The organism is Pseudomonas sp. LPB0260, assembly GCF_013388395.1.
This window is the reverse complement of the sequence record NZ_CP058247.1, coordinates 705,208-730,306: the sequence shown is the minus strand read 5'-3', so window position 1 is coordinate 730,306 and position 25,099 is coordinate 705,208. Positions and strand designations below refer to the sequence as shown.

At 66.2% G+C, this 25,099-nt stretch carries 23 protein-coding genes and 3 pseudogenes; 4 read left to right on the top strand and 22 right to left on the bottom strand.

Annotated elements, in window-relative coordinates; all coding sequences use genetic code 11:
- Window positions 1-4: 4 nt before the first annotated feature.
- The 8 genes and pseudogenes from LPB260_RS29290 to LPB260_RS03120 form a co-directional block, all read right to left on the bottom strand.
- Window positions 5-760 (bottom strand): methyl-accepting chemotaxis protein, encoded by a 756-nt coding sequence (locus LPB260_RS29290; protein ID WP_371926162.1) that lies wholly within the window; start codon window positions 758-760, stop codon window positions 5-7.
- Window positions 761-862: 102 nt separating this feature from the next.
- Window positions 863-1,567, bottom strand: a pseudogene (locus tag LPB260_RS29285) (cache domain-containing protein); the annotation flags it as partial.
- Window positions 1,568-1,753: 186 nt separating this feature from the next.
- The gene (locus tag LPB260_RS03145; RefSeq protein WP_208707184.1) at window positions 1,754-2,776 is read right to left on the bottom strand and encodes a D-2-hydroxyacid dehydrogenase family protein; all 1,023 of its coding nucleotides are present in this window, start codon (window positions 2,774-2,776) and stop codon (window positions 1,754-1,756) included.
- Between the two features lie 58 nt (window positions 2,777-2,834).
- On the bottom strand, window positions 2,835-4,346 hold the full coding sequence (locus LPB260_RS03140) for a tripartite tricarboxylate transporter permease (protein ID WP_208707183.1): 1,512 nt from the start codon (window positions 4,344-4,346) through the stop codon (window positions 2,835-2,837).
- A gap of 3 nt (window positions 4,347-4,349) precedes the next feature.
- On the bottom strand, window positions 4,350-4,805 hold the full coding sequence (locus LPB260_RS03135; RefSeq protein WP_208707182.1) for a tripartite tricarboxylate transporter TctB family protein: 456 nt from the start codon (window positions 4,803-4,805) through the stop codon (window positions 4,350-4,352).
- Between the two features lie 51 nt (window positions 4,806-4,856).
- On the bottom strand, window positions 4,857-5,840 hold the full coding sequence (locus LPB260_RS03130) for a tripartite tricarboxylate transporter substrate binding protein (RefSeq protein ID WP_208707181.1): 984 nt from the start codon (window positions 5,838-5,840) through the stop codon (window positions 4,857-4,859).
- 122 nt (window positions 5,841-5,962) lie between these two features.
- On the bottom strand, window positions 5,963-7,288 hold the full coding sequence (locus LPB260_RS03125) for an OprD family outer membrane porin (protein ID WP_208707180.1): 1,326 nt from the start codon (window positions 7,286-7,288) through the stop codon (window positions 5,963-5,965).
- A gap of 96 nt (window positions 7,289-7,384) precedes the next feature.
- Window positions 7,385-8,452, bottom strand: coding sequence for a 4-oxalomesaconate tautomerase (locus tag LPB260_RS03120; protein WP_208707179.1), 1,068 nt, complete (start codon window positions 8,450-8,452; stop codon window positions 7,385-7,387).
- Between the two features lie 222 nt (window positions 8,453-8,674).
- On the opposite strand from LPB260_RS03120, the gene LPB260_RS03115 reads away from it, so the two are divergent.
- Entirely contained in the window at window positions 8,675-9,592 is a 918-nt protein-coding gene (locus LPB260_RS03115) for a LysR family transcriptional regulator (protein ID WP_208707178.1), read from the top strand.
- 340 nt (window positions 9,593-9,932) lie between these two features.
- Here LPB260_RS03115 and LPB260_RS03110 read toward each other — a convergent pair whose 3' ends face one another.
- The 6 genes from LPB260_RS03110 to LPB260_RS29280 form a co-directional block, all read right to left on the bottom strand.
- Window positions 9,933-10,862 carry an ion channel gene (locus LPB260_RS03110; protein ID WP_208707177.1) on the bottom strand — a complete coding sequence of 310 codons (930 nt, stop codon included), beginning with the start codon at window positions 10,860-10,862 and terminating at the stop codon, window positions 9,933-9,935.
- A 26-nt stretch (window positions 10,863-10,888) separates the two neighbouring features.
- On the bottom strand, window positions 10,889-11,449 hold the full coding sequence (locus LPB260_RS03105) for an NADPH-dependent FMN reductase (protein WP_208707176.1): 561 nt from the start codon (window positions 11,447-11,449) through the stop codon (window positions 10,889-10,891).
- A 103-nt stretch (window positions 11,450-11,552) separates the two neighbouring features.
- Window positions 11,553-11,984: a PaaI family thioesterase gene (locus LPB260_RS03100; RefSeq protein ID WP_208707175.1), complete on the bottom strand. Its 432-nt coding sequence runs from the start codon at window positions 11,982-11,984 to the stop codon at window positions 11,553-11,555.
- 19 nt (window positions 11,985-12,003) lie between these two features.
- The gene (locus LPB260_RS03095) at window positions 12,004-12,891 is read right to left on the bottom strand and encodes an alpha/beta fold hydrolase (protein WP_208707174.1); all 888 of its coding nucleotides are present in this window, start codon (window positions 12,889-12,891) and stop codon (window positions 12,004-12,006) included.
- Window positions 12,881-13,480, bottom strand: coding sequence for a TetR/AcrR family transcriptional regulator (locus tag LPB260_RS03090; RefSeq protein WP_218281499.1), 600 nt, complete (start codon window positions 13,478-13,480; stop codon window positions 12,881-12,883). The genes LPB260_RS03095 and LPB260_RS03090 overlap by 11 nt, the downstream gene beginning before the upstream one ends.
- A 110-nt stretch (window positions 13,481-13,590) precedes the next feature.
- The gene (locus LPB260_RS29280; RefSeq protein ID WP_208707173.1) at window positions 13,591-13,749 is read right to left on the bottom strand and encodes a hypothetical protein; all 159 of its coding nucleotides are present in this window, start codon (window positions 13,747-13,749) and stop codon (window positions 13,591-13,593) included.
- Here LPB260_RS29280 and LPB260_RS03080 point away from each other — a divergent pair.
- Window positions 13,709-13,987, top strand: a pseudogene (locus LPB260_RS03080) (arginase family protein); the annotation flags it as partial. The gene LPB260_RS29280 and the pseudogene LPB260_RS03080 overlap by 41 nt on opposite strands.
- Window positions 13,988-14,065: 78 nt before the next feature.
- On the opposite strand, the gene LPB260_RS03075 reads toward LPB260_RS03080, so the two are convergent.
- The 5 genes and pseudogenes from LPB260_RS03075 to LPB260_RS03055 all read right to left on the bottom strand — a co-directional run bounded on the left by LPB260_RS03075 (window position 14,066) and on the right by LPB260_RS03055 (window position 20,707).
- The gene (locus tag LPB260_RS03075; RefSeq protein WP_208707172.1) at window positions 14,066-15,622 is read right to left on the bottom strand and encodes an acyl CoA:acetate/3-ketoacid CoA transferase; all 1,557 of its coding nucleotides are present in this window, start codon (window positions 15,620-15,622) and stop codon (window positions 14,066-14,068) included.
- A 326-nt stretch (window positions 15,623-15,948) separates the two neighbouring features.
- Window positions 15,949-17,451, bottom strand: a complete 1,503-nt coding sequence (locus LPB260_RS03070; protein ID WP_208707171.1) for a sigma-54-dependent Fis family transcriptional regulator — start codon at window positions 17,449-17,451, stop codon at window positions 15,949-15,951.
- A 91-nt stretch (window positions 17,452-17,542) separates the two neighbouring features.
- Window positions 17,543-18,912 (bottom strand): annotated as a pseudogene (locus LPB260_RS03065) (TRAP transporter large permease subunit).
- Window positions 18,913-18,928: 16 nt separating this feature from the next.
- Complete coding sequence (locus tag LPB260_RS03060) at window positions 18,929-19,543, bottom strand: TRAP transporter small permease subunit (RefSeq protein WP_256625451.1); 615 nt, start codon at window positions 19,541-19,543, stop codon at window positions 18,929-18,931.
- A gap of 78 nt (window positions 19,544-19,621) precedes the next feature.
- A complete protein-coding gene (locus tag LPB260_RS03055) occupies window positions 19,622-20,707 on the bottom strand; it encodes a TRAP transporter substrate-binding protein (protein WP_208707170.1) in 1,086 nt (361 codons plus the stop codon).
- 563 nt (window positions 20,708-21,270) lie between these two features.
- Between LPB260_RS03055 and LPB260_RS03050 the strand changes: the two genes are divergently transcribed.
- The gene (locus LPB260_RS03050) at window positions 21,271-21,732 is read left to right on the top strand and encodes an Rrf2 family transcriptional regulator (RefSeq protein ID WP_208707169.1); all 462 of its coding nucleotides are present in this window, start codon (window positions 21,271-21,273) and stop codon (window positions 21,730-21,732) included.
- Window positions 21,733-21,772: 40 nt separating this feature from the next.
- Here LPB260_RS03050 and murI read toward each other — a convergent pair whose 3' ends face one another.
- The 3 genes from murI to LPB260_RS03035 form a co-directional block, all read right to left on the bottom strand.
- The gene (murI, locus tag LPB260_RS03045) at window positions 21,773-22,579 is read right to left on the bottom strand and encodes a glutamate racemase (protein WP_208707168.1); all 807 of its coding nucleotides are present in this window, start codon (window positions 22,577-22,579) and stop codon (window positions 21,773-21,775) included.
- A gap of 6 nt (window positions 22,580-22,585) precedes the next feature.
- Window positions 22,586-23,815: a benzoate/H(+) symporter BenE family transporter gene (locus tag LPB260_RS03040; RefSeq protein WP_208707167.1), complete on the bottom strand. Its 1,230-nt coding sequence runs from the start codon at window positions 23,813-23,815 to the stop codon at window positions 22,586-22,588.
- Window positions 23,816-23,901: 86 nt separating this feature from the next.
- Window positions 23,902-24,507: a glutathione S-transferase family protein gene (locus tag LPB260_RS03035; RefSeq protein WP_208707166.1), complete on the bottom strand. Its 606-nt coding sequence runs from the start codon at window positions 24,505-24,507 to the stop codon at window positions 23,902-23,904.
- A 256-nt stretch (window positions 24,508-24,763) separates the two neighbouring features.
- On the opposite strand from LPB260_RS03035, the gene LPB260_RS03030 reads away from it, so the two are divergent.
- Complete coding sequence (locus LPB260_RS03030; protein WP_208710021.1) at window positions 24,764-25,090, top strand: helix-turn-helix domain-containing protein; 327 nt, start codon at window positions 24,764-24,766, stop codon at window positions 25,088-25,090.
- The last annotated feature ends 9 nt before the right edge of the window (window positions 25,091-25,099 follow it).

Genomic DNA, 25,099 nt, shown 5'->3' with positions numbered 1-25,099 from the left:
AGGCTCAGACCTTGAACCTGTGCACCAAGGTTCCGAGACGCCCGCCCAGAGCGTTCAAGGCTTCAATCGTCTGGGTGCTGCGCAGCGTTTCGTCGGCGACTTGATCGACGGACTGGGCGATCTGTTGAACGCTGCGATTGATCTGTTCGGCGACCGAGGTCTGCTCTTCGGCTGCGCAGGCTATCTGGGCGTTCATTGCATTGATGGTGGCAATCAGGTCGGCGATGGTGACCAGGGCGCGTTCGGCCTGGTTGGCATGCTCGCTGGCACGTCTGCCGGCTTCGCTGGACTGACCCATCGCCGCGACGGCGTTTCGGGTACCGCCCTGCAGTCGGTCGATCATGGCTTGGATTTCCTGGGTGCTCTGCTGGGTCCTGCCCGCCAACGCACGGACCTCATCGGCGACGACCGCAAAGCCGCGGCCGGCATCGCCGGCGCGGGCGGCCTCGATCGCGGCGTTGAGCGCCAGAAGATTGGTCTGTTCGGCGATCGAGCGAATCACATCCAGCACATTGGAGATGGACGATACGTCCTCCTGCAAGCTGTCCAGCGACCCGCTGCTGGTCTGGATGTCGGTCACCAGACCGTGAATGTGCTCGATGCTGCCATCGACCACATGCCTGGCGTCCCGACCTTGCCTGTCGGCCTCCTGGGCCGCATTGGCCGCGCGCTGGGCGCTGGCCGAAACCTCCAGTGCCGACGCCGACATCTCATTGATCGCAGTGGCGACCTGATCGGTTTCCTGCCGCTGTTGTTGCATCGCCTGCTCGGCGCGTCGAGCCTGGGTCGTTACTTGGGCGCCCCGGGTGGTCAGCTCTGCCGTGATATCGGTGATCTGCCGTACCAGCCCATGAATGCTGTCGAGGAAGCGATTGAACGAGCCGGCCAACTGGCCGATCTCATCCCGGCTGGTGACTGGCAGACGCTGGGTGAGGTCCCCTTCGCCGGAGGCGATTTCGTCGAGGCTGGCGCTGATTTTGCCCAGTGGCCGTAGGCTGGCTTTGACCATGAACGGAGCGAGGGCGCCCAGCACCAGGATCGCAGCCAGCGCGACCGCCACGATGATGCTGACGATGCCTTCGGTGCGTGCCTCAATTCGCTGGCGTATCTGCGCCACCTGGGCGTCTATGCCATCGAGATTGACCGCGGTGAGCACCACGAGGTCCCACTTGGGCAGGTAGAAGCCGTAGGCTAGCTTGGGGACGACCTGATCAGTGCCGACCACTGCGCCGGTGTAGTGGATGAAATGCGTGCCGTCCTTGGCCGCAGCGACCATGTCGCGGTTGAGGTATACCCCGTTCTTGTCCTTGCGGTCGCGCATGTTGGTGCCTACGCCTTCGCTGCTGTCGCCGCGAAAGATGCGCACCACATCGCTGTCGTAGCCGAAGAAATAACCGTCCTTGCCGTACTTGATCGCGGACAGCAGGCGCACGGCCTGCGCCCGACTCCGCATATCGCCCTCTGCGGTCTCCTGGTAGAGGGGCGCGAGCATGCTCTGGGCGATGCTGGCGTAGTCAATGAGGCGGGAGCGGCTTTCCTCTAGCAGACGCTCCCGCGCCTCGGTCACTTCGGATTCCGCTAGGCCGATCAGCACCTGGCTGGCAGTGCCGCTCAAGACGGCGGCGAATAGCAGTAGCGGAACCAAGGTAAGCAGCAGGATCTTCTTCTTCAGTGAAAGGTGCACGCTGAGGCTCTCCCGGCTGGGGTGACTTTCAGGCCCAGGCCGCAGTTGATTGATGTCTTCGATGAGTGATCAGCTGTCGCCTTGCCCGCCAAATAGGCCGGCTGTGCTCGGCTGTTCTGGCGGGCAACGTGGCCGCGCCCTGGGGTTGACCAGCTCGCAAGGCTCGCCACTGAAGAACGCCTGCACGTTGGCGAAGGCATCGCCGAAATACAGCTCGTAGCTGTGCTTTTCGACGTAGCCCAGGTGCGGTGTGCAGAGGACCCGTGGGTGGTTGAGCAGTGGATGGGCTTCGTCCAGCACCGGCTCATCTTCCAGTACGTCCAGTGCCGCATACCCGGGACGGCCTGCGCTCAATGCCTCGAGCAAGGCGCCTGGGGCGAGCAGTTGCGCACGGCTGGTGTTGACCAGCAGGGCGCCGGGTTTCATCTGCAGCAGGTCGTCGCGGGCAACGCAATGCCGGGTGCTCTCCGTCAGCCGCAGGTGGAGGCTGAGGACATCGACCTCGGCAAAGAACGCCTGCCTGGAGTCGGCGGCACGATGGCCATCGCGCACCGCCGCGTCCCGCGAGGCCTGGCTGCCCCATACCACCACGGACATCTCGAAGGCCTGGGCGTAGCGCGCCAGGCGCTGGCCGATCCGCCCGTAACCCCAGATGCCCAGGGTCTGGCCATACAGGCGTTCGCCGAGATTGGTCTGCCAGTGCCCCGCGTACAGGCCCTGGATGGCCGGCAGCAGCTGGCGCCGGGCGTTGAGTATCAGTGCCCAGGTCAGTTCCGCCGGGGCGATGGGCGAACCGCGGCCCTCCATCACCGCGACACCCCGAGCGGTGCAGGCCTCGAGGTCGACATGGGGGCCAACCTTGCCGGTCTGGCTGATCAGCTTGAGGCGGGGCAGGCGCGCCAGCAGATCGGCATCGATCCGCGTACGCTCGCGGGTCAGCACCAGGGCGTCGGCGTCGGCGAAGCGCTGCGCCAGCACTTCCAGGTCGCTCTGGGCGTCATGAAACAGGCTGACCCGGTGACCCTCGAGCCGGGAGAAACAGTCGAGGGAGCGAATGACGTGCTGGTAGTCGTCGGGTATGGCGATATGCATGGTCTGTGCTGCAAGGGCGAGTAACTCGCCCTTGCCCTCCTCGGGTATGCGACGAGCCTCAGCTGGCGGCCTGCAGGGCGGCGCGTTGGCGACCACGCCAGGCGCGCAGCATCGGTAAGGCCACCATCAGTGCCACCAGCGCCCACACCGCCAGGGTGATCGGGCTGCCCCAGAGGATGCTCAGCTCGCCGTTGGACAGTGACAGCGCACGGCGCAGGTTGTCCTCCATCATCCCGCCCAGGATGAAACCGAGCAGTACCGCCGACAGCGAGTAATCGAGCTTGCGCAGGATGTAGCCGCATACGCCGATGCCGATCATCAGGAACAGGTCGAAGGTGGTGGAATGCACCGCGTACACGCCGATCGAGGTGATGATGGCGATGGCCGGCACCAGCGCCCAGGTCGGCACCGCGAGGATGCGGGTAAAGACGCGCACCATCGGCACGTTCATCACCAGCAGCATGACGTTGGCGACGAACAACGAGGCGATCAGCCCCCACACGACGTCTGGCTGGTTCTGGAACAGCATCGGCCCCGGAGTGATGTTGTACAGCGTCAGCGCGCCGAGCATCACCGCGGTGGTGCCAGAGCCGGGCACGCCGAGGGTCAGCATCGGCACCATGGAGCCACAGGCCGCGCCGCTGTTGGCGGTTTCCGGCGCCGCCAGGCCGCGCAGGTCGCCCTTGCCGAACCGGTTGTCGCGGGTCGCCATGCGTTTCTCGGACATGTAGGCCACGGCACTGGCCAGGGTCGCGCCGGCACCGGGCAGCACGCCGAGGACGAAGCCGACCACGCCGCTGCGCAGGTTGGTGGCCAGCACCGAGGCGCCTTCCTTGAGGTTGAACAGCATGCGCCCGGTGGCCGAGACCGCCTTGTGGCCATGATGGGTGCGCTCCAGCAGCACCAGGATCTCGCTGATGCTGAACAGGCCAAGCACCAGGACGATGAACTGGATGCCATCGGCCAGGCCGAGGCTGCCGAAGGTGAAACGATATACACCGCTGTTGGCGTCGATGCCGACACAGGACAGGACCAGGCCGATGAGCGCGGCGATGGCCGTCTTCAGCGGCTTGTTATCGGCCATGCCGGCCAGGCAGGCCACGGCGAAGACCATCAGCACGAAGTACTCGGCCGGCCCGAAAGCCACCGCCCACTTGGCCAGCAGTGGGGCGAACAGGACCACGCCGATGGTGGCGATGGTGCCGCCGATAAAGGAGCTCCAGGCCGACAGCGACAGGGCGATACCGGCCTTGCCCTGCTGGGCCAGGGGGTAGCCGTCGAGGGTGGTCATCACCGCCGAGGCTTCACCGGGGATGTTCAGCAGGATCGAGGAAATTCGCCCGCCGTATTCGCAGCCCAGGTACACCGCCGCCAGCAGGATCAGCGCGGTTTCCGGCGGCAGGCCGAGGGCGAAGGCGATCGGGATCAGCAGGGCCACGCCGTTGACCGGCCCCAGGCCCGGCAGCAGGCCGACCACGGTGCCGATCAGGGTGCCGCACAGCGCGGTCAGCAGGTTATAGGGGGTCAGGGCTACGCCGAAGCCGAGGCCCAGGTAGTGAAGAGTGTCCATGGGTCAGCTCCCAAGTTTCGTGAGCATGCCGAGGGGCAGAGGCACATCGAGGCCATAGTCGAACAGCAGGTAGAGGCCGACGGCGATCAGCACGCCACCGAGTCCGCTCTGCAGCCGGGTGGCGCCGTACAGGTAGGCCATGACGGCGGCGAACAGCGCGCTGCTGAGGATGAAACCGAACAGCTCGAACAGCCCCGCGTAGACCAGCATCACGCCGATGCACAGGGCGATCTTGCCGATGACATGCCGATCCAGTGGCGGTTCCGCGTTTTCCCGGTTCTGCCGGGCGGGCTTGAGCAGCTGGCACAGCGCGCCAAGCATCAGCAGCGCCAGCAGCAGCAGGGGGTAGGCTCTGGGCCCCACCGGCTCGTAGGCGAAGGGGGCCTGGTAGCCCCAGGCCAGAGCTGCCAGGGCGGCGCAGATCAGCAGGTTGCAGCCTGCAAAGATTCGATCGTGCATATCAATTCTCCTGGCCGAGCCACCCGCCGGGGTGGCTCGGCCTCCAGGGCGTTACTCGCCGACCAGGCCGAACTCTTCGCCCAGCTTGCGGTAGTTCTCCACCTGCAGCTTGACCAGTTCGTTCAGGGCCGGGCCGGTGACGGCCAGCGGAATCACATCGCGATCCTGCAGGTACTGCTGGAACTCCGGGGAGTCCTGCAGTTTGGCGAAGGCCGCCTTCCACCAGTCGATGTGTTCCTGCTTCACGTCCGGGCCCATGTAGTAGCCGCGGATCAGCGGCCACTGGATGTCGTAGCCCTGTTCCTTGGCGGTGGGCACGTTGTTCAGTTCGCCCGGCAGGCGCTCTTCGCTGTAGACCACCAGTGGGCGAATCTTGTTGGCCTTCTGCGCGCGGATCTCGCTGGCGCTGCCGGTCACCAGGTCGACGTGCTTGCCCATCAGCGCCATGTAGTGCTCGGCACCGCCTTCGAAGGCGGCGTAGCGCAGCTCGCGGGGATCGACGCCGGCGGCCTTGGCCAGCAGGGCGATCTTCGCCCAGCCCTGGCCGCCGATGCTGCCGCCACCACCGACGGTGATGCTCTTGGGATCCTTCTTCAGCGCCTGGACCACATCGTCGAGGGTCTTGAACGGCGAGTCCTCGCGCACCGCCAGGGTGCCGTAGTCGGTGCCGATGGTGGTCAGCCACTGCACCGCGTTCTCGTCGTAGCGGCCGTATTTGCCCAGGGCCAGGTTGAGCAGCGAGGCGCCGGAGAAGGCGATCAGGGTGCCGGCCTCGTCGCGGCGGTTGGCGGCGATGGAGTTGTAGGCCACCGCGCCGATACCGCCGGGCATGTAGGTGACGCGCATGGGGGAGTCGAGCAGCTTGTGGTCCTTGAGGCCGGCCTGGGCCAGCTTACAGGTCATGTCGAAGCCGCCGCCGGGCTTGCTCGGGGCAATGCACTCGGGACGCGAAGGCTCGTTGGCCTGGGCCTGGAAGCTGCCCAGCAGCATGGCGCAGGCGAGGGGCAGTAGTTTGCTGAGGCTTGCAGTTTTCATCTTGGTGTTCCTGTTCTTGGATTTGTTTGCAGGAGTTGAACGCCGTGCTATCAGCACGACACGATTTGGCTGGGAGTCAAGGGTCTTTCGTCAGCTCCCAGCCGGGAGCCGGGTGATCTCGATCAGAAGAAGCGATAGCTGTAGTCGACGTAGAAGCGGTGGTCGGTATCGTCTTCCTTCACGCCATCCAGGCGACCGGTCTTGTCCGAGTGGTAGTCGAGATAGGTGTAGCGAACGGCCAGGCCCTTGATGGCCGGAACCTGGTAGGTCAGGTCGAACGCCCATTCGTTCTCGTCCGCTTCGCCGAGGGCGGCGTTGGCGCTGCTCTTGGCGTCGCTACCGTTCTTGTAGCTGACGACCGTCTTCAGACCACTGACATGGTCTTTCCAGTCGTAGCCGGCCGAGAGCATCCAGACCTTCTCGTCGTTGTTGGTGAAGTCGGCCAGTACCCCGCCGGTCGGGAAGGGATTGGTGCCGTGGTCGCCGGCGAAGTTGTCTTCGATCCAGGCTCCGTCGAACTTGGCGGCCGCCGCGCCGAGTTCGAGGTTGCCGATTTTCCAGTTGGCGGCCAGGTAGATGCCCTGGCCGTCGTTGTCGCTGGCGGTCACGCCGTTCTTCGCGCCCAGCACGTCCTCGTCGTCCAGTTCGGCGCTTTCGGCGCCGGTGACGAAGAGCTTGCCGTCATCGCTGGAGGTGTGGATGCCGCCGGTGAGCTTGAGGCTGGACTGCTCGGCCAGCTTGAAGTCGTACGCGGCGACCAGGCCGGTCTTCTTCAGGAAGTCCTGCGCCCGCAGGTGTTCCAGGTTGAGGCTGAAGGGCCCGGCGACGTAGCTGACGCCCAGGTTGTCGATGTAGTCGATGGCGCCATCGGCGGAGTTGTCGGTCTTGAACGCCGCGAAGGAGCTGTCCGAGCGCGACGACCACTCGTTGTAGCGCGCCCCGTACAGGTTCAGGCCCTTGAGCGGCATGAGCTGGAAACTGCCGCCGGAGAAGGTGTTCGGCACGGCGCGGCTACCCGAACTGGAAAGCAGCAGGGTCTTGTGCAGCTGGCGGCCGAGCTTGGCGCTGGCCAGGTCCTGGTACTTGAGCTTGACGAAGGCCTGGGCGATCTGGCCGAAGGAGTCATGCAGCTCGCCGTTGTTGTCGACCGAAAGCACGTCGGAGGTGTTCCTGCCGCTGTTATTCAGCTTGTTGACGCTGTAACCGGAGACACCGACGCCGATCATGTCGGCGAAGTAGGGCGATTCGTAATTGAGCTGCAGGCCCAGGGCCGATTGGGTGCGGTCGTTGCTGTCGGTCTCGAAGTCGCGGTCGAAGTGCACGCCGCGCGCCTTCAGTTCCAGGGAGTGGCCGGTGGTGTCCAGGGCCATGGCGCTGAGCGGCAGGGTCAGGCTGGCGGTAAGCGTCAGGGTCAGTCCCAGGGTGATCTTATTCTTATTGAAACGCATCGTTTCTCTCCGTTGCGGGTAGTGACGCTCGCCGCAGCGAGGGTCGGTTCGGTAGTAGCTGGACGGGCGTCAGGCAGCGCTCGCCCTTGGCTCGCGCTAGCGGCGCGCGTTGGGTACGTAGACGTCGCCGGTGAACAGGCGGCGGGCGGTGCGGATCAGCGAGGCGCGCATGGCCTCGGGCGAGTCGCCAGCGGCCGGCTCCAGGGAGACCTCGATCTGCCCGCCGGCGTGCTCCAGCCTGACCAGGCCGGCGCCGCTGACCGCTGCCAGGTCATGGGCGATGCTGCCCGGCAGCGCGCAGGCGCTGGCCAGGCCGATGGCGCCGGTGGCGGCCAAGGCGCGGTGGCAGTTGTGCGGCATGAAGTAGCGGGTATTGAGCGCCCCACCCCTGCGCGCCGGGGACAGCAGCACCGGCTTGGGGATGACCATCTGCGACACGTCGCCCAGGCCCATGGCGCGGCCGGCCTGCAGGCGGATGCTCTCCAGGCGCGCCAGCAGCTCGCGGTCGGCATCCAGTTCGGCAGGGCTTTCGTAACCGCTCTTGCCCAGCGCATCGGCGTGCATCATCACCATCGGCATGGCCATGTCGATGCAGGTCACCTCGACCCCGTCGAAGCAGTCGCGCACCTGTCCGGTGGGCAGTAGGCGGCCGGTCTTGGCCCCGGCGGCATCGAGAAAGGTCAGCTTGATCGGCGCCGCGCTGCCGGGCACGCCATCGATGCAGGTGTCGCCCTCATAGCGCACCCGGCCATTGGGGGTCATGACCTCCGAGTCGATCAGGGTGTTGGTGTTGACGTTGCGGATGCGCACCCGGGTGACCGGCGCCGCGGCATTGACCAGGCCGTGCTCGATGGCGAACGGGCCGATGGCGCAGAGCATGTTGCCGCAGTTCGGCGCCGTATCGACGCGCCGCTCGTTGACCATCACCTGCACGAACAGGTAGTCGACATCCGCGCCAGGGTGGCTGGAGGTGCTGACGATCGCGACCTTGCTGGTCTGTGCGCTACCGCCGCCGATGCCGTCGATCTCCAGCTCATGCCCCGAGCCCATGATCTTCAGCAACAGCTCATCGCGTTGCGCGGTATCGCTCGGCAGGTGGTTGGCGAGGAATACGGGGCCCCGGGAGGTGCCGCCGCGCATAAGAACGCAAGGAATGGCTTGCATGATGTCTCCGCTGCAATAAAGCTATCGTTTGTTGCGTGAAGCGAATATTGATCGGCGGATTTTGATTTGTATATTGCATATATCGTTGCGTTTATTGCGTTTTGAACATTAATGTTGAATGGGTTTCTCGCGAATCGCTGTGACCCCAGCAAACTCAAGGTTTGGCTCCGGTCGCTTGATGATTCTTTGGCAATAAAAGGCACTAATTAATAAAGGTGGTGCATGAATTACGAGCTGCAGGACCTGCGCGCCTTCGTGAAAATCGCCGAGCTGGGCAGCTTTCACGAAGCGGCCAATGCCATTCACCTGTCGCAGCCGGCGCTGACCCGGCGCATGCAGAAGCTGGAAGAGGGGCTGGGCACCCAGTTGCTCGACCGGACCACGCGGCGCGTCAGCCTGACCGCCGTGGGGCGCGACTTTCTGCCCAAGGCGCAGCGCCTGCTGGATGACTTCGAGCGTTCTATCCTGGGTATTCAGGAGCTGGCGGAGCGGCAGTCTGGGCAGGTGACGCTCGCCTGCATTCCCACCGCGGCCTTCTACTTCCTGCCGACGGTGATCCGCGAGTTCAACCGCCAGTATCCGAAGATCCGCATCCGCATCCTCGACCTCAGTGCCCACGAGGGGCTGGAGGCGGTGCTGCGCGGCGAGGCGGATTTCGGCATCAACATGCTCAGTGGCCAGAGCGCCGAGATCGACTTCACCCCGCTGGTGAACGAACCCTTCGTGCTGGCCTGCCGCCGCGACCACCCGCTGGCCAACCAGCCCCAGGTGGCCTGGCGCGAGCTCAGTGACTACCGGCTGATCGGCGTCGGCCGCCTGAGCGGCAACCGGGTGTTGCTGGACCACGGTCTGGCCAACCTGGACTGGCGCCCCAGCTGGTTCTACGAGGTGCAGCACCTGTCGACCTCGCTGGGCATGGTCGAGGCCGGCCTGGGCGTTGCGGCCCTGCCCAGCCTGGCCATGCCCGCCGAGGACCACCCGATCCTCGTCCAGCTGCCGCTGGTGGATCCGGTCATCAGCCGCACGCTGGGCCTGGTTCGGCGGCACGGTTCGTCGCTCTCGCCTGCAGCGGAGAAGTTCGTCGACACCCTGCTACGCCAATGGCCCGGCTACACCTCATTGGGTGATCGTCCGAAGTGAGCAGGTACGCCGGGGTACTCCGCTGTTTTCGCTCGTGCAGGGTGTGTACCCAGGAACGCGGTGACCCGGCGGCGAATGTAGGTTTTGGCTTACAGCGCGTGCTGCAGATTGCCACTACTGCCCCTTTCTGAGCGGGAGTAATCTGCAAGCCATGGACGTCGCGCAGGAAGCGCAAACCTACCTACAGGGACACGCAGGATTGCCACCAGGACGGTGTGCAGATCACGGATGTCAGGACTCAGTCTGCAAAGGCCCCGCTCAAGCGGGGTTTTCTTTTTTCTGCGTTCGCAAAAGCCAGTCTCAAGTGGCCGATCCGCGGCAGACCTCGGCGCTTCACGTGCTAGCGGGTCATCTTCTTCACGAACACCACCACGAACAGCGCCATGGTGAAGCTGCCGACGAAGGCCTCGAAGGCGGCGAGCGGGCGCGCCAGGCCGTGGGGGCTGATGTCGCCGTAGCCCAGGGTGGTGAAGGTGACCACGCTGAAGTACAGGCAGCCGAGCAGGTCCATGAGGTTGGCCAGCAGGCCATGGTCGAGATCCAGGCCGAGACGCTGGCCGCCCTGCTCGACCCCGACCAGGAAGTACAGCAGGCCGCAGAGGCCGATCAGCCCGAGGGAAAACAGCACCACGTTGAGCGGCTTCTCGCCGTAGCCGCTGAACAGGTCGACCAGCCAGGACAGCAGGCGCTGCCCGGAGTAGCGCGGCAGTTGCAGGCGGCGAACGACCATCTCGCGGTGAAAGAACAGCCCCGCCTGCTCGAACAGCCCGGCGCGCTCCAGGTGCAGGCGCAGGTTGCGGTAGGTCTCCTCGGCTTCCTGGAAGAGCTCCAGGGCGGCCGCGGTGTTGCCCCGGTGGTACAGCTCGCGGCCCTTGCGTTCCTGCAGCAGTTGCCGGTCCCAGATGACGTTGTCCAGGCGGGCGCCGTCCAGGCGCACGCCAAGCAGGTTGCAGTCGCGCAGGTCGGCGCAGTGCAGGTTGGCGTGGCGCAGGTCGGCCTTCATCAGGGAGCTGCCGCGCAGGTCGAGGGCGAACAGGTGGGCGTTCTGCAAATCGGCGCGGTACAGGTCGGCGTTGCTGAGGATGTAGCCGTGGTGGCCGCCGTGGTTGACCAAGTTGACGCCGCTGAGGCTCGCGCCCTTGAGCTGGAAGCCCGACATCGGCCGGCCGCTGCGGGCGCGCAGCTCCAGGGCGGCGCAGAGCTCGTCGAGCTGGCGCTTGTCCTGGTTGGCGTCCAGCCAGAAGCTTTCCTCGAACTGCGTCGCGGCCATGTGCCGGCGTTCCAGGGAGCCCGGGCTCAGGTCGCGCTGTGCCGCTGCACCCACTGTGCAAAGGCGTCGATGAACTTCTGCAGGAGCGCCTGGATGTCCGCGTCGAGCCGGTGGTCCTCGCCGAAGAAGCTGCCGGCGCCGCCGAGGTAGGCTTCCGGCACCAGCATCAGGCGCACGTCGAGCGACACCATGGCCTGACGCAGATGCTGGTTGGCGCCGAAGCCGCCCACCTTGCCCGGCGAGGCACTGAGCACCGCCCCCGGTTTGCCGCTGAAGCCGCACTGACCGCGCGGGCGCGAGGCGACGTCGATGGCATTCTTCATCGGCGCCGGTATCGAACGGTTGTATTCCGGGGTGACGAACAGCACGGCATCGGCCGCCTTGAGTTTGCTGCGGAAGGCGCTATAGGTCTGGGGCGGCTGGTCGCCGTCGATATCTTCGTTGTACAGCGGCAGGTCGCCGATTTCGACCAGCTCCAGCTGCAGCGTAGCCGGGGCCAGTTCGGCCAGCGCCAGGGCCAGCCTGCGATTGATCGAGGCCTTGCGCAGGCTGCCGACCAGCACGGCGACGCGATGAACCTTGCTCATGCGAACTCCCGGACCTGTGTCCAGAAAGGGCTGAGCTGGAAACTATAGTGCAGTGACCGCCCGGCTGCTCCGGACCGGTCCCGGGCTGAGTCCTCCCGGGCGCTTAGCGCAGGATCATGCAGGTGGCGGTGCCATAGGCGTAGAGCGTGCCAGCTTCGTCGCGGATGTTGCCTTCGGAGATCACCAGGCGCGAGCTGGCGTTGACCACCTTGCCTTCGGCACGCAGCGTGCGGTTGAAGGGGATGGCCTTGCACATCTTCACGTTCAGCTCGATGGTGCCATAGCTCACGCCGGCCGGCAGAACGGTATGGGTGGCGCAGGCGGTTACCGAATCGAGCACGGTGGCGGCGAAACCGCCGTGCACGCCGCCCATGGGATTGGCGTGGCGCTCGTCGGCGGTGACTGCGAAGACCACACGGTTGGCCTCGGCTGATTCCATGGTCATGGGCATGGTCTTGGCCATGTTGGGCATGGGAAGGTCGCCGGCGGCGAGGGCTTGCATGAGTTCCAGCCCGGTCATCTGTTGTGGGTTCATCGAGGGTCTCCTGGGCCGTTCAGGCGGCGCGGCGGGTGGATTGAAGTTGCGCGAACCAGTCGAGGGCTTCGTCCCACAGCGCGCTGGCGTGGCTGCGGAAGTAGCCCATGTGGCCGATGGCACCGAGGCCCTCGGCGTGCGAGTCGATGGTGCGGGCCTGATAGGGGGCGGCGCTGTAGGCGGCCATGAAGGCATCGCGTGACGCGGGTGGAGCCCACAGGTCGTCGAGGGTATTGGCGGCGACGATCGGCGTGCGCACGCTGGCAAAGCGTGCGGCCAGGTGGCGTTGTTCCGGGTCGTCGAAGAAATAGCGCGGGTAGTGGCACCAGCGCTTCCACTGCCGGTACACACCGAGCGGCAGGTCTTCTCCCATGCCCAGCTTGCTCCAGGCCAGGTAGCCCTTGCTGCGCACGATCAGCGGGCCGATCAGGTTCCACATCAGCTGCACCCGCAGCCGTTCCAGTGGCGGCATCCAGCCGTGCCAGCCGGCGCCGGTGCCGAAGGTGTAGAAGCCGCTGACCCGCTCGTGCCCGGGCAGCAGGCCGAAGGCGTGGCCGCCGTAGGAATGGCCGACCATGAAGGTGGGCAGGTCGTCGCCGTGCAGCTGGTCGAGGGCGGCGGCCAGGTCGTGGTTGGCCCAGTCGAGGTAGTCCATGGTGAAGCCGCGCAGCTGCGTCGGCTTGGACTGGCCGATGCCGCGGTAGTCGACGCTGAGGGTGGTGTAGCCGCGCCGTGCGGCGTGCTCGGCGAAGCGCCGATAGAAACCCTGGGGTACGCCGGTGGCGCCGCCGATCAGCAGGCGGGCGCGGGGTGTCGGGGCGTGGTACAGCACCGCGCGTAATGGGTAGCCGTCGCGAGCCTTGAGGGCCAACTCTTCACGGTCGATGGTCGGGGCGTCACTGGTCATTCTGGGCCTCCCGTGGGTAGTGCCGGATCAGCTGGAAAAGCGCCTGACTGGCGCGTTGTAGCGGCTCGCAGCTGCCGGCCACCCGGGCCTGCAGCAGACCGCCTTCGTAGAGCGAGACAAACAGGTCGGCGAAACCCTCGGCGCTGTCGCCGGCGTAACCGACGCCCTGCAGCTGCGCGCTGAGGGCCTGGCGCAGGCGGGCAAAGCAGTCGGCCAGGGCGGCGCGGATCTCGACGTCTTCCGGGCCGCTTTCCAGGGCCACGGTGGCCAGCGGGCAGCCGCGCTCGAAACGGCTGCCTTCCAGCAGCTGCAAGGTGTTGTCCAGCCAGCGCTGCATGGCCTGCAGGGGGTCCGGGTGCTCGCGGAACAGCTGGACGAAGAAACCGTCGATACGCCGGCCGATGTGCTCGATGGCCGCCACCGCCAGCTCGGTCTTGCCGCCGGGGAAGTGGTGGTAGAGGCTGCCCTTGGGGGCCTGCGCCTGGGTCAGGAGTTCATTCAGGCCGGCGCCATGCAGCCCCTTGCGTTGCAGGGTGTCGGCCATGGCCACGATCAGTCGGTCGCGAGTGGAGCGGGTTGTCGTATTCATGGGGGTATATTTAGACCGGTCGGTTTAATTTGCGAAAGCGATGGATGTGCCGAATGGGCGGCTGAATCGGTCGCGGGTGGTGGATGGCGGGCGCGGCGTGCCGCTGTGTCTCAGGCGAAGGCGGCCAGCAGGTCGGTCTCGAACGCCTGTTGCGCTTCGCTCGGTTGGCGGCCGCGGTGGCTGGCCAGGTGGAACTGCACGGTAAAGCCGTAGCGCTCCGGCAGCTGCGCCAGGGTCGGCGACCACCCGGTGTACCTGACCTTCGACATCGACTGTCTGGACCCGGCCTTCGCCCCGGGCACCGGCACCCCGGTGTGCGGCGGCCTGTCCAGCCACCAGGCCCTGGAAATCCTGCGGGGGCTGCGCGGGATCAACCTGGTCGGCATGGATGTGGTGGAGGTGGCGCCGCCCTACGACAACGCCGAGGTGACCGCCCTGGCGGGTGCCACCCTGGCGATGGAGATGATTTGCCTGTATGCGGCGCGGCACAAGCTGGCCGGGCGCTGAACGCCGCCAGGGCCTGTCCGGGGCGGTAAAAAAGGCGGGCCCGCAGGCCCGCCATTCACGCCAACCGATGCCTGTCGTCTACGGGGTCAAGCTCTGCCGCAGGCCAATGGGCGTCGGCTGGAACAGGCGCGCGTCCATCAGCCTGGGCTCGCGGACGATGGGGCGAAAATCCATGCGCGCGAGGATGTCGCGCTGCAGGTCCACGCCGGGGGCGATCTCGATCAGTTCCAGCCCCTCCACCGTCAGGGCGAACACGCAGCGCTCGGTGACGTACAGCACCGGCTGGCCACGTTCGGCAGCCAGGCGGCCGGCGAAGGTGCGGTGTTCCACCTCGGCGACGAACTTGCGCAGCTCGCCGTCCTGGACGATGCGCAGCAGGCCGTCCTCGATGCGGATGTCCTGCTGGCCGGCGCTGAAGGTGCCGACGAACACCACCTGCTTGGCGTTCTGGCTGATGTTGATGAAGCCGCCGGCCCCGGACAGGCGTGAGCCGAAGCGCGAGACGTTGAGGTTGCCGGCGGCGTCCGCCTGGGCCAGGCCGAGGAAGGCCAGGTCGAGGCCGCCGCCGTCGTAGAAGTCGAACTGGTAGGGCTGGTCGATCAGCGCGCTGTGGTTGCTCGCCGCGCCGAAGTCCAGGCCCGAGGCCGGCACCCCGCCGATCACCCCGGGTTCGGCGGTGAGGGTCAGCAGGTCGATCACCCCTTCCTCGGCGGCCACCGCGGCGACCCCCTCGGGCATGCCGATGCCGAGGTTGACCACGGCGCCGGCGCGCAATTCCAGGGCGGCGCGGCGGGCGATCAGCTTGCGCACCTCCAGTGGCATGGGGGCCAGGCTGTCCACCGGCACCCGGGTCTCGGCGGCGAAGGCCGGATTGTAGGCGGTGGCGAAGGTCTGCTGGTGGTGCTCGGGGGCGGCGACCACCACGCAGTCGACCAGGATGCCGGGGACCTTCACCTCGCGTGCCTTCAGGGAGCCGCGCTCGACGATGCGCTCGACCTGGGCGATCACCAGGCCGCCGGAGTTGTGCGCGGCCATGGCGATGGCCAGGCTCTCGATGGTCAGCGCCTCGCGCTCGAAGCTGAGATTACCGTCGGCGTCTGCGCTGGTGGCGCGGATCACCCCGACCTGGATCGGGAAGGTCGGGTAGAACAGGTAGTCCTGGCCGTCGATCGGCATGCGCCGCACCAGTTCGGTGGTGGTGCGGGCGTTGAGCTTGCCGCCGCCGAACTCGGGGTCGACGAAGGTACCCAGGCCGACCCGGGACAGCTGGCCCGGCTTGCCCGCGGCGATGTCGCGGAACAGCTGGGAGATCACCCCCTGGGGCAGGTTGTAGGCCTCGATGCGGTTGTCCACCGCCAGCTTCTGCAGGCCCGGCACCAGGCCCCAGTGGCCGCCGATCACCCGCCGCACCAGCCCCTCGTGGGCCAGGTGGTTGAGGCCGCGGCCCTTGCCGTCGCCTTGCCCAGCGGCATACACCAGGGTCAGGTCGCGGGGCGCCTGCTCGGCGAGGAAACGTTGCTCCAGGGCGATGGCGATGGCCTCGGCGAAGCCGATGCCGACGAAGCCGCCGGTGGCCAGGTTGGCGTTGTCCGGGATACGCGCCACGGCGGCGGCGGCAGTCATGATCTTGCTCATGGCAGGTACTCGTCTGCGAGGTGGGGCGGCTTAAAGCGCCCGGTGACCGCCAGCGATAGCGGCGGCGGCCAGCCTTCCTCTTGTTTTTGTTCTGGTCCCTGCGCGGCGCACGGGACGCGGCGAAACAGGCCTGCGGGTTGCAGAGCGAAAGCCGTGCCAGAACGGCGCAGAGGCGTGCACGTGTCGTCGCAGGCGGCTGGGCCGGGCGCGGCACTCGCCGGCCGCGTAGCAGCGGGCGGTGCAGGCTGTCTGAAATGTTGGACATGTGCAGGCGTGTGGCCCGCGTGGCGCCAGGTTGTCCAGGGTGCTGGACGTTGCGCGCTGGCTCAGCGCTGGGACAGGCCGTGCTGTTGCAGTTTGCTGTAGAGGCTGGCGCGGGAGATGCCGAGTTCGACGGCGGCGCGCCGGCGATTGCCGGCGCAGGCCTCCAGGGCCCGCAGCAGCGCCTCGCGCTCGGCGTTGGCGATGCTCTGTGCCAGCGGCGGTACGCGCAAGTCTGCCGGGGCGGCGGCAGTGTCCGCCGGGCTGGTGGCGGCGGGTGTTGCCGGCGCCGCTATCGGTGCCGCGGGCGGGGCAGTCGGCGTACCCAGCAGCGGGACAATCTGCGCGGCCTCCAGCAACGAGGTATCGGCTGCCAGTTGCGCCCGCTCCAGCAGGTTGCGCAATTCCCGCACGTTGCCGCGCCAGGGTTGCGCTCTGAGCAGGGCCAGGGCCTGCGGGCTCAGCTCCATGGGCGGTTGGCCGGAGCGGTTGGCGATGTCGTCGAGCAGGTATTCGACCAGCGCCGGGATGTCCTCGCGGCGCTCGCGCAGCGGCGGCACATGCAGGGCCAGCACGTTGAGGCGGTAGTAGAGGTCATCGCGAAACTGGCCGGCGGCGACCTTGGCTTCCAGGTCGATATGGGTGGCGGCGACCACCCGCACGTTGAGCGGCTTGACCTGGTTGGAGCCGAGCGGTTCGACCTCCTGCTCCTGCAGCACGCGCAGCAGCTTGGCCTGCAGGGGCAGGGGCAGGTCGCCGATCTCGTCGAGGAACAGGGTGCCGCCGTTGGCCGCCTCGAACTTGCCGATGCGCGCCTTGCGGTCGGCGCCGGTGAAGGCGCCGGGGGCAGTGCCGAACAGCTCGGCCTCGACCAGGGACTCGGGAATCGCCGCGACGTTGACCGCGACGAAGGGGCCGTTGGCCCGTGGCGAGAGGTTGTGGATGCCCTGGGCCAGCAGCTCCTTGCCGGTGCCGGTCTCGCCGCGCAGCAGCACCGTGGCGTCCAGCTGCGCGGCGCGGCGGGCCTGGCGCTTGACCTCGCTGGCGGCGGCGCTGCTGCCGATGAAGCCGGCGATGGTGTAGCGGGCGCGGCGCGCCTTGGCCAACTCGTTTTGGGTGGCGAGTAGCTGGTTCTGCAGGCTGTTGTACTTGGCCATCAAGGGCTTGAGGTGGCGGGCGCGGTCGAACAGCACGAAGCCGAGGGCGCCGACCAGGGTGCCATCCTCGTCGCGCAGCGGGATGCGGGTGACCACGAAGTGCTCGCTGCCGAAGGCCATCAGGTCGAGCACGCTCGGCTGGCCGCTCTCCACCACCTCGCGCAGCCGGCTGGCTGGCAGCACCTGCTCGATGTCCTTGCCGAGTACGCTGCGCGGGTCGCCGACGCCGAGTTTCTCGGCGTACTTGTCGTTGATCCAGACGATGCGTGCCTGGCGATTGACCGCGATGGTGCCTTCGCACTGGGCGTTGAGGTGATCGAACAGCAGCGGCATGGCCACCGCGCGAAAGCGCTCCGGGGAGACGCCGACAATCAGCCCGTGTTCATCGAGATCGCCGTGGGATATGGCCATGGCAGCAGGGTGTCCGCAAAAGGGTGGGGCCGATTATGGAAGCCGGCGCGCCGCCGAGGCAAGGCGCGCCGTAGGCGCAGCGGCCTGGGCCTCAAGGCCCGCCGTACACCTCGTTGGGCAGCCAGGTGGCCAGCGGCTGGAACCAGAACACCAGCGCCAGGGCGAGCAGCTGCAGGGCGATGTAGGGCATGACGCCCAGGTAGATATCGCGGGTGGTGATGCCCGGCGGGCACACGCCCTTGATGTAGAACAGGGCGAAGCCCACCGGGGGGTGAGGAACGAGGTCTGCAGGCACAGGGCGAACATGATGGCGAACCACAGCGGGTCCACGCCCATAGCGAACAGCACCGGCGCCACCAGCGGCAGGATGATCAGGGTTATCTCCACCCAGTCGAGGAAGAAGCCCAGCAGGAAGGTGATGAACAGCACCGTCAGCAGCACCCCGGTCTGGCCGAAGGGCAGGCCGGTCAGTGCCGCGCGCACCACGTCGTCGCCGCCCAGGCCGCGCAGCACCGCGGCGAACACCGTGGCGCCGATGAAGATGCCGAAGATGAAGGCGGTGGTGCGGCTGGTCTGGTACAGCGCTTCCTTGAGTACTTCCAAATCCAGGCGGCGGCTGACCAGGGCCATCAGCAGCGCGCCGGCGGCGCCCACGGCCGAGGCCTCGGTGGTGGTGGCGATGCCGAAGAAGATCGAGCCGAGCACCGCGAGGATCAGGGCCAGCGGCGGCACCACGGCCCAGAACACGTCGAGCAGGGCGCGCATGTCCAGCGGCTGGCGGTCCTTCGGTGCCGGGGCGAAGTCCTTCTTCAGCCAGGCGGCGACGACGATATACAGGATGTACAGCGCGCCGAGCATCATCCCGGGAATCAGTGCGCCCATGAACAGCTTGCCGACCGAGGCCTCCGGGGTGCCGAGGCGGTCGGCCATCAGCACCAGCATGATGCTCGGCGGTACGAGGATGCCCAGGGTGCCCACGGAGCAGGCGGTGCCGACGGCCAGCGACTTGTTGTAGTTGGCCTGCAGCATCGGCCCCAGCGACAGCATGCCGAGCAGCACCACCGAGGCGCCGACGATACCGGTCGAGGCGGCCAGCAGCACGCCGACGATCACCACGGTGATGGCGTAGCCGCCGCGCAGCGGCCCCAGCACCCGCACCAGGCTGTGCATCAGGCGCTCGGCGATGCCGGAGCGGTCGAGCATGATGCCCATGAAGATGAACAGCGGCAGCGCCACCATCAGCTCGTTGGCGACGATGCCGTAGATGCGCGCATCCAGCACGCCGATGGTGCCGCTCCAGGTGAACCAGAGATCGGCATCGAAATATTCGACCAGCACATGGCCGGTGACGGCGAACAGCAGGCCGATGCCGGCCAGGGACCAGGCCACCGGGAAGCCGAGCAGCAGCAGGCCCATGAAGCTGGCGAACATGGCGATAACAAGAATTTCTTCCAGACCCATTACTTCAGCCTCGTGATCAGGGGTTCGGATGGCCGCCGTTGCGGTCATCGGCAGGCGTTTGAATGGCCCGGGGGAATTGGAACAGCAGGGTGCTGCAGCGCGAGGCGCGCGAGACCAGGGCGATGGCCACGAGGATCAGGCCCAGGGGCAGCACGCTTTTGAAGATGAAGCGATAGGGCAGGCCGCTGGGCGCCTGGGAGTGCTCCTGGTAGATGAACGCGGTGTAGGCGTAGGGCACCAGGGTGTGGATCATCAGGTAGACCACCGGTAGCGCCAGCAGGGCGATGCCCAGCAGCTCGATGCGGGCCTGGGTGCGCAGGGAGAGCTTCTCCCGCAGCACATCGACGCGCACGTGATCGTCGCGCACCACGGCGTAGCCCAGCGAGAGCATCATCGCAGCGCCGAACAGGTGCCAGGACAGTTCTTCCAGGCCGATCGAGCCGCGCGCCATGACGAAGCGGCTGAAGACGTTGCTGAGCACCACCAGCAGCACCAGTAGCCACAACCAGGCGGTGGCGCGGCCGATGGCGGCGACCAGGCGATCCAGGCGCCAGGACAGGCGGTTGTTCGGCAGGGCGTCCTGCTTGGCGGGGGCGCCAGGCAGGTTGGGAGAAGCGGAGGACTGAGTCACGGAAACCTCGGGCTCGGCAAGCAAAGGAAATCGACGGGCGCCGGCATGGCCGGGCCCGTCGAGGTTCGGGCTGAGTGATCAGTCCTGCTTGTAGTAGTCCCGCGGCAGGTAGCCCATGCGGTGCCAGGTGGCGTGGTGCTTCATGAACTCACGCTGGCTGGTCAGCACACGCTTGAACATGGCGTCCTGGCCGGCGATCTCGTCCAGCACCTCATTGGTCACCCGTTGCAGCTCACGCAGCACCGGCTCGGGCAGCACCTGGGCCTTCACCCCTTCCTGCTCGTATTCGGCCAGGGCGGTAGGCTGTGCCCACTCGCTCTCGGCGAAGCCCTTGAGGGTGGCCGACTCGCAGCCCATCTCGATCAGCGCGCGGCTTTGCGGCTTGAGCTTGTTCCAGACATCCCGGTTGACCAGCAGGTGCGAGGTGGTCAGGGTCTGGTGCCAGCCCGGCATGATGTAGTTCTTGATGATCTGGTCGAGGCCCAGCATCTTGTCGATCGCCGGCTGGGAGAACTCGGTGGCGTCGATGGTCTTGCGTTCCAGCGCCTGGTAGATCTCGCCGCCGGGGATCATGGTGACCGAGGCGCCGAGCTTCTCCAGCACCTTGCCGCCGATGCCGGCGAAGCGGATGCGCAGGCCGTCGAAGTCCTTCAGGTCGGTGATCGGCTTGGCGAACCAGCCGGCGCCCTCGGGACCGATGATGCTGCACAGCATGGGGTGGATGTTGTGCTCGGCGTAGATCTCCTCGAGCAGCTTCTTGCCATCGCCCTGGTAGTACCAGGCCAGGTAGGCCGGCGGCTCCAGGTTGAAGGGGGCACCGGAGTAGAGCGGCAGGGCGGGAATGGTGCCCTGGTCATAGCCGACCCAGGTGAAGCCCGCCGGGTACTTGCCGCTGCTCACGGCATTCATGATCTCGAACGGCGGGACCAGCTCGCCGGGCTCGTAGTAGCGCAGTTGCATGTCGCCGCCGGAGATCGTCTTCAGCGATTCGGTCAGGTGCTTGACCGGCGAGACGAGGCCGACCAGGTGCGAGGGGAATGCCAGTGGCACCTGCCAGCGGACCTTCTCCGTGGCCGCCGCCGGCGTGGCGAGCAGGCTGGCCGACAGCAGCGCGGCGGCGCCGATGCCACAGGTGAGGCGAGAGAGCTGTTGCTTGATCGACATACGGATTTCCTTCTTGTTGTTGTGCCTGCCGGTGAGCAGGTGCCCTGGCGCCGTCCTGTCGGACAGTCGGCGAAACTGGCCAGATAACGAACATAGCTCAGCCGAGTGCGAAGGGGCAGCGCCAGTATTGTGTTTGAGGTTGTTCTGGCGTCTAGCGCATCCATCCAAGCAGATTCTGTGCCTGAGCCCCTGGCGTCAGGTTAATCCGCGCCTGTCTAGGCCTGTGGACGAACACCCTCGCAGGGATTGTCCAGATGACCAGACATCTTTGGCAGGGGAATGACGGCTCGGTCCAGGGTATTGGACGGTCATCCAGGAAAATAGACCGGAAATCGTCCGGGGTGATGCCGGCCTGCATCGTTGCGAGAGGGGGGGCGAGTCCTGGCGCAAAACGATGGGCCGTTGTCGGGGTTGAACATCGCCCTGTCGCCGCTATATGGCTAACGTATATAGTGGGATTGGATGCTCCATTGTTCGGCGGATTGGCCGGGAACAAATATAAAAAATCAGTTGGGCTGCCACATAAATGATTCTTCTATATAACTGTATTTCGGGACTAGAACATGCCTGCCAGTACGCGGTTCGCAGTAGCGGTACATATACTCACTGGCCTAGCCATCCATGAAAACGAACCGCTGCCTTCGGAGATCATTGCGAAGAGCGCCAATACCAATGCCTCGGTGATCCGCCGGATCATGTCGATGCTCAATACTGCAGGCTTTTCCAGGTCGCAGCTGGGGCAGGGCGGAGGAGCGCTGCTGGCCAGGCCGGCCAGCAGCATCACCCTGCTCGACGTGTTCAGGGCCGTGGAGACGACGCCGCTGTTTACCCTGCATCACGCGGTGCCTGATTCAGGCTGCGCAGTGGGAGAATATATAGCGCCGGTGCTGCAGGAAAAGATTAATAGCGCCGTGGCCGCACTGGAAGCGGAACTCAATGGCGTAACTATCGCCGATATTGCCTGCCGTATTTCCGAATGCGAGCGGGGATGTCCCGAACTCGATAAGTATCACGGGCGAGTCTAAGAGCTGCTCACGCTATTTGGCCGGTTTAATGTGTCCGCATTTAATCGCGGCCAAGTGGCGGCAATTGGCGCACCTCCAGGCGCTGATCCAATAGCGCGCCTATGGTGTCGCGGGCCTGGTCCGTGGCAGCGCTTGTCCAGACCGAATCGATGCCCAGTTCGACTCGACTCCTGAGCAGTCCCTGCTCGTGCAACCGTCTCCTGACTTCGGCGGCGACTGCTGGCGAGGGGTCGACGATCCGCACGCCGGCACCGGCCACCCGGGCGATGCTGTCGATCAAGAAGGGGTAGTGGGTGCAGCCCAGCACCAGGGTGTCGGCGCCCTTGCGCAGTGCCGGAGAGAGCAGGGCGTGCAGCTGCGTATGCAGCTCCGCCGAGTCCAGGTCGATGGCCTCGACCCGGTCGGCAAGGCCCGGGCAGGGGACGAAGAGTACCTCCACGCCAGCCTCGTGGCGGCGGCGCAGCCGGTGCAGGCTATCGCTCTGCAGGGTGCGGCTGGTGGCCATGACGGCGATCACCCCGCTGCGGGTCAGGGCGACCGCTGGCTTGATGGCCGGCTCGATGGCGATGATCGGAACATCGAAGGCCTCGCGCAGCGCGCCGACGGCCACCGCGGTAATGGTGTTGCAGGCGATGACCACGGCTTTGCAACCCTGCTCGACGAGAAACTCGATGATTCGTGCCGAGCGTCTAGCGATCCAGGCGGTGCTGCGGTCGCCGTAGGGGGCATAGGCGGAATCCGCGACATAGAGCAGGTCTTCATGGGGTAGCTCGCGGCGGATGTCGCGTAGCAGCGACAAGCCGCCGACTCCCGAGTCGAGTACGCCAACCGGCCTGAATGCAGACACCGTGCGCTACTCCAGATTCTTGTCGAGCTTGTTGCCGCGTGGACTGCGTAGGCGCGCCAGCAGGCCCTGCAGATCGGGCGAGGCCTGCAGCACCAGCATCGCCAGCGCGCCCGCCAGCATGCCCCAGAACGCCGAACCGATGCCCAGCAGCGAGACCCCGGAGGCGGTGACGAGAAAGGTGATTAACGCCGCCTCGCGGTGCTGCTCCTCCAGCAGGGCGCTGGCCAGGCCATTGCCGATAGTGCCGAGCAGGGCCAGGCCGGCGATTGCCAGGATCAGCTCATTGGGAAAGGCCAGGAACAGCGCGCCGACCGTGGCGCCGAAGATGCCCACCAGCAGGTAGAAGAAGCCCGCGGCCACGGCGGCGCTGTAGCGCTTGGTCGGGTCTTCGTGGGCTTCCTTGCCGGTGCAGATGGCGGCGGTGATGGTCGCCAGGTTCAAGGCATAGCCGCCAAACGGGGCCAGCAGCAGGGTGGCCACTCCGGTCCAGCCGATCAACGGCGAGCTGGGTGTCTGGTAGCCCGAGGCGCGCAGCACGGTGAGCCCCGGCAGGTTCTGCGAGGCCATGGTCACCGCAAACAGCGGCAGGGCTACGCCGATCATCGCTTGCAGGGAAAAGCTCGGGGCGACGAACTGCGGGGTGGCCAGGGCCAGCTCGACGCCGTCGAAATTCAGCATTCCGCGACTGGCGGCGATGGCTACGCCGACCGCCAGCGGGGCGACCACCGCGTAGCGTGGCAGCAGGCGGCGCGCCAGCAGGTAGCAGGCGAACATCGGGAATACCAGGCCGAACTGGCTATTCATCGCGGCAAATGCATCCAGGCCGAAGCGCAGCAGAATGCCGGCGAGCATGCCGGCGGCGATCGCCATGGGGATGTGCTTGACGATGCGCTCGAACCAGCCGCTGAACCCACAGAGGGTGATCAGCAGGCCGCAGGCAATGAAGGCTCCGGTCGCCTCGGCCAGGTCGACCCCGGAGGCGCTGGTGATCAGCATGGCGGCCCCGGACGTGGACCAGGCGATGGCGATGGGCGCGCGATAATGCAGGGACAGGGCGATGCCGGTAACGCCCATGCCGATGCACAGGGCGAGCATCCAGGAGCCGATCTGCGCCGGGCTTGCCCCCAATGCCTGCGCCGCCTGAAACACCAGCACGGCGGAGCTGGTAAAACCGACCAGTACCGTCACGAAGCCGGCGTTGATGGCGGAAAGGGAAAGGTCTTTGAACAAGGTCATGGCACTACATCCTGTAGCCAGTTTGCTTCGTCATGGGCCGCGCAGAGGTCCTGCTGGAGCAATCTGCGCGGCGTGTACGCAGCCGCTTACTGCGAGGCGCTCTGCTGGTCTTCGATCGCCTTGATGAAGGCCGGATGGGCTTTCACCGCCTCGATCATGCGCCGCACCTTGTCGCTCATGAGGATGTCGACGGGGAAGTACTGACCCCAGCTGGCGTAGACCGCCAGCATCATGTCGACCACTGTGATCCGATCGCCGCAGACGAAGGTCGACTGTTGCAGCTGCTTGTCCACCGCACCCCACAGGGCATTGATGGCGTCGCTCGCTGCGCTCAGCGCCTGCTCCTTGGCCGGGCCGTCGTCGAGGGTCTTGCCGATGAAGAACAGACGGCCGTAGGCCGGGTGCATGGTGGCGTTGGCGAACATCACCCACTCGATGAAGCGGGCCTTTTCCAGGCCGCTTTCCGGCAGCATCTGGTTCTTGTGCTTGTCCAGCAGGTAAAGAATGATCGCCGCGCCTTCGCGGATCACCTGGCCGTTATCGACCAGCACCGGGACCATGCCGCGCGATTCGAGCTTGTCGAAGTCCGTTGCCTTGTTGCGGTCGATCGCCTCGACCGGCTGGTTGAGCTCGTTGAGCAGCGCGTGAATGGCCAGCGAACAGGCACCCGGCAGATAGTACAGCTTGTACATGTGCTTCTCCTTTACATGGTTTCGAGCTGACGCTCGTCGAAAGAGCGGGGCCGGGCTGGGCCCCGCGGTCTACCTCTATTGCTGATGCCCCATGTGCCGGACGGGCCCGGCGCGCGGGGATGGCGATGGAGCGAGTCTAGGCAACCTGGGTTACTTTCGTATACCTGCATTCCTTTAGTTGCTACATTTACTGGTAACCATCCGGTAACCAGCTTTCCAAGGAGTCGACCATGCTGCCCAGACGCCGCAACCGCGTATCCAGCCCCCGGGAAACTGCCCGCTGAGCGAATGCCTGAGCATCATCGGCGGCGCCTGGACGCCCAATATCATCTGGTACCTGAGCCAGCAGCCGCGTCGCTTCAGCGAGCTGAAGGCGGATATCCCGGGGATATCCGCCAAGGTGCTCACCGCTCGCCTGAAGAAGCTCGAGAGCGAGGGAGTCGTGCTGCGCCGGGTCCTTCCAACCTCTCCGCCCAGCGTCGAGTACAGCCTGTCTTCGCTCGGGCAGGAGCTGAAGCCGGCGATCGAGGCCATAGTCGCGGTCGGTCACCGCCTCAAGGATCTGGAGCAGCAGGCCGGGTGAGTCCGCCGG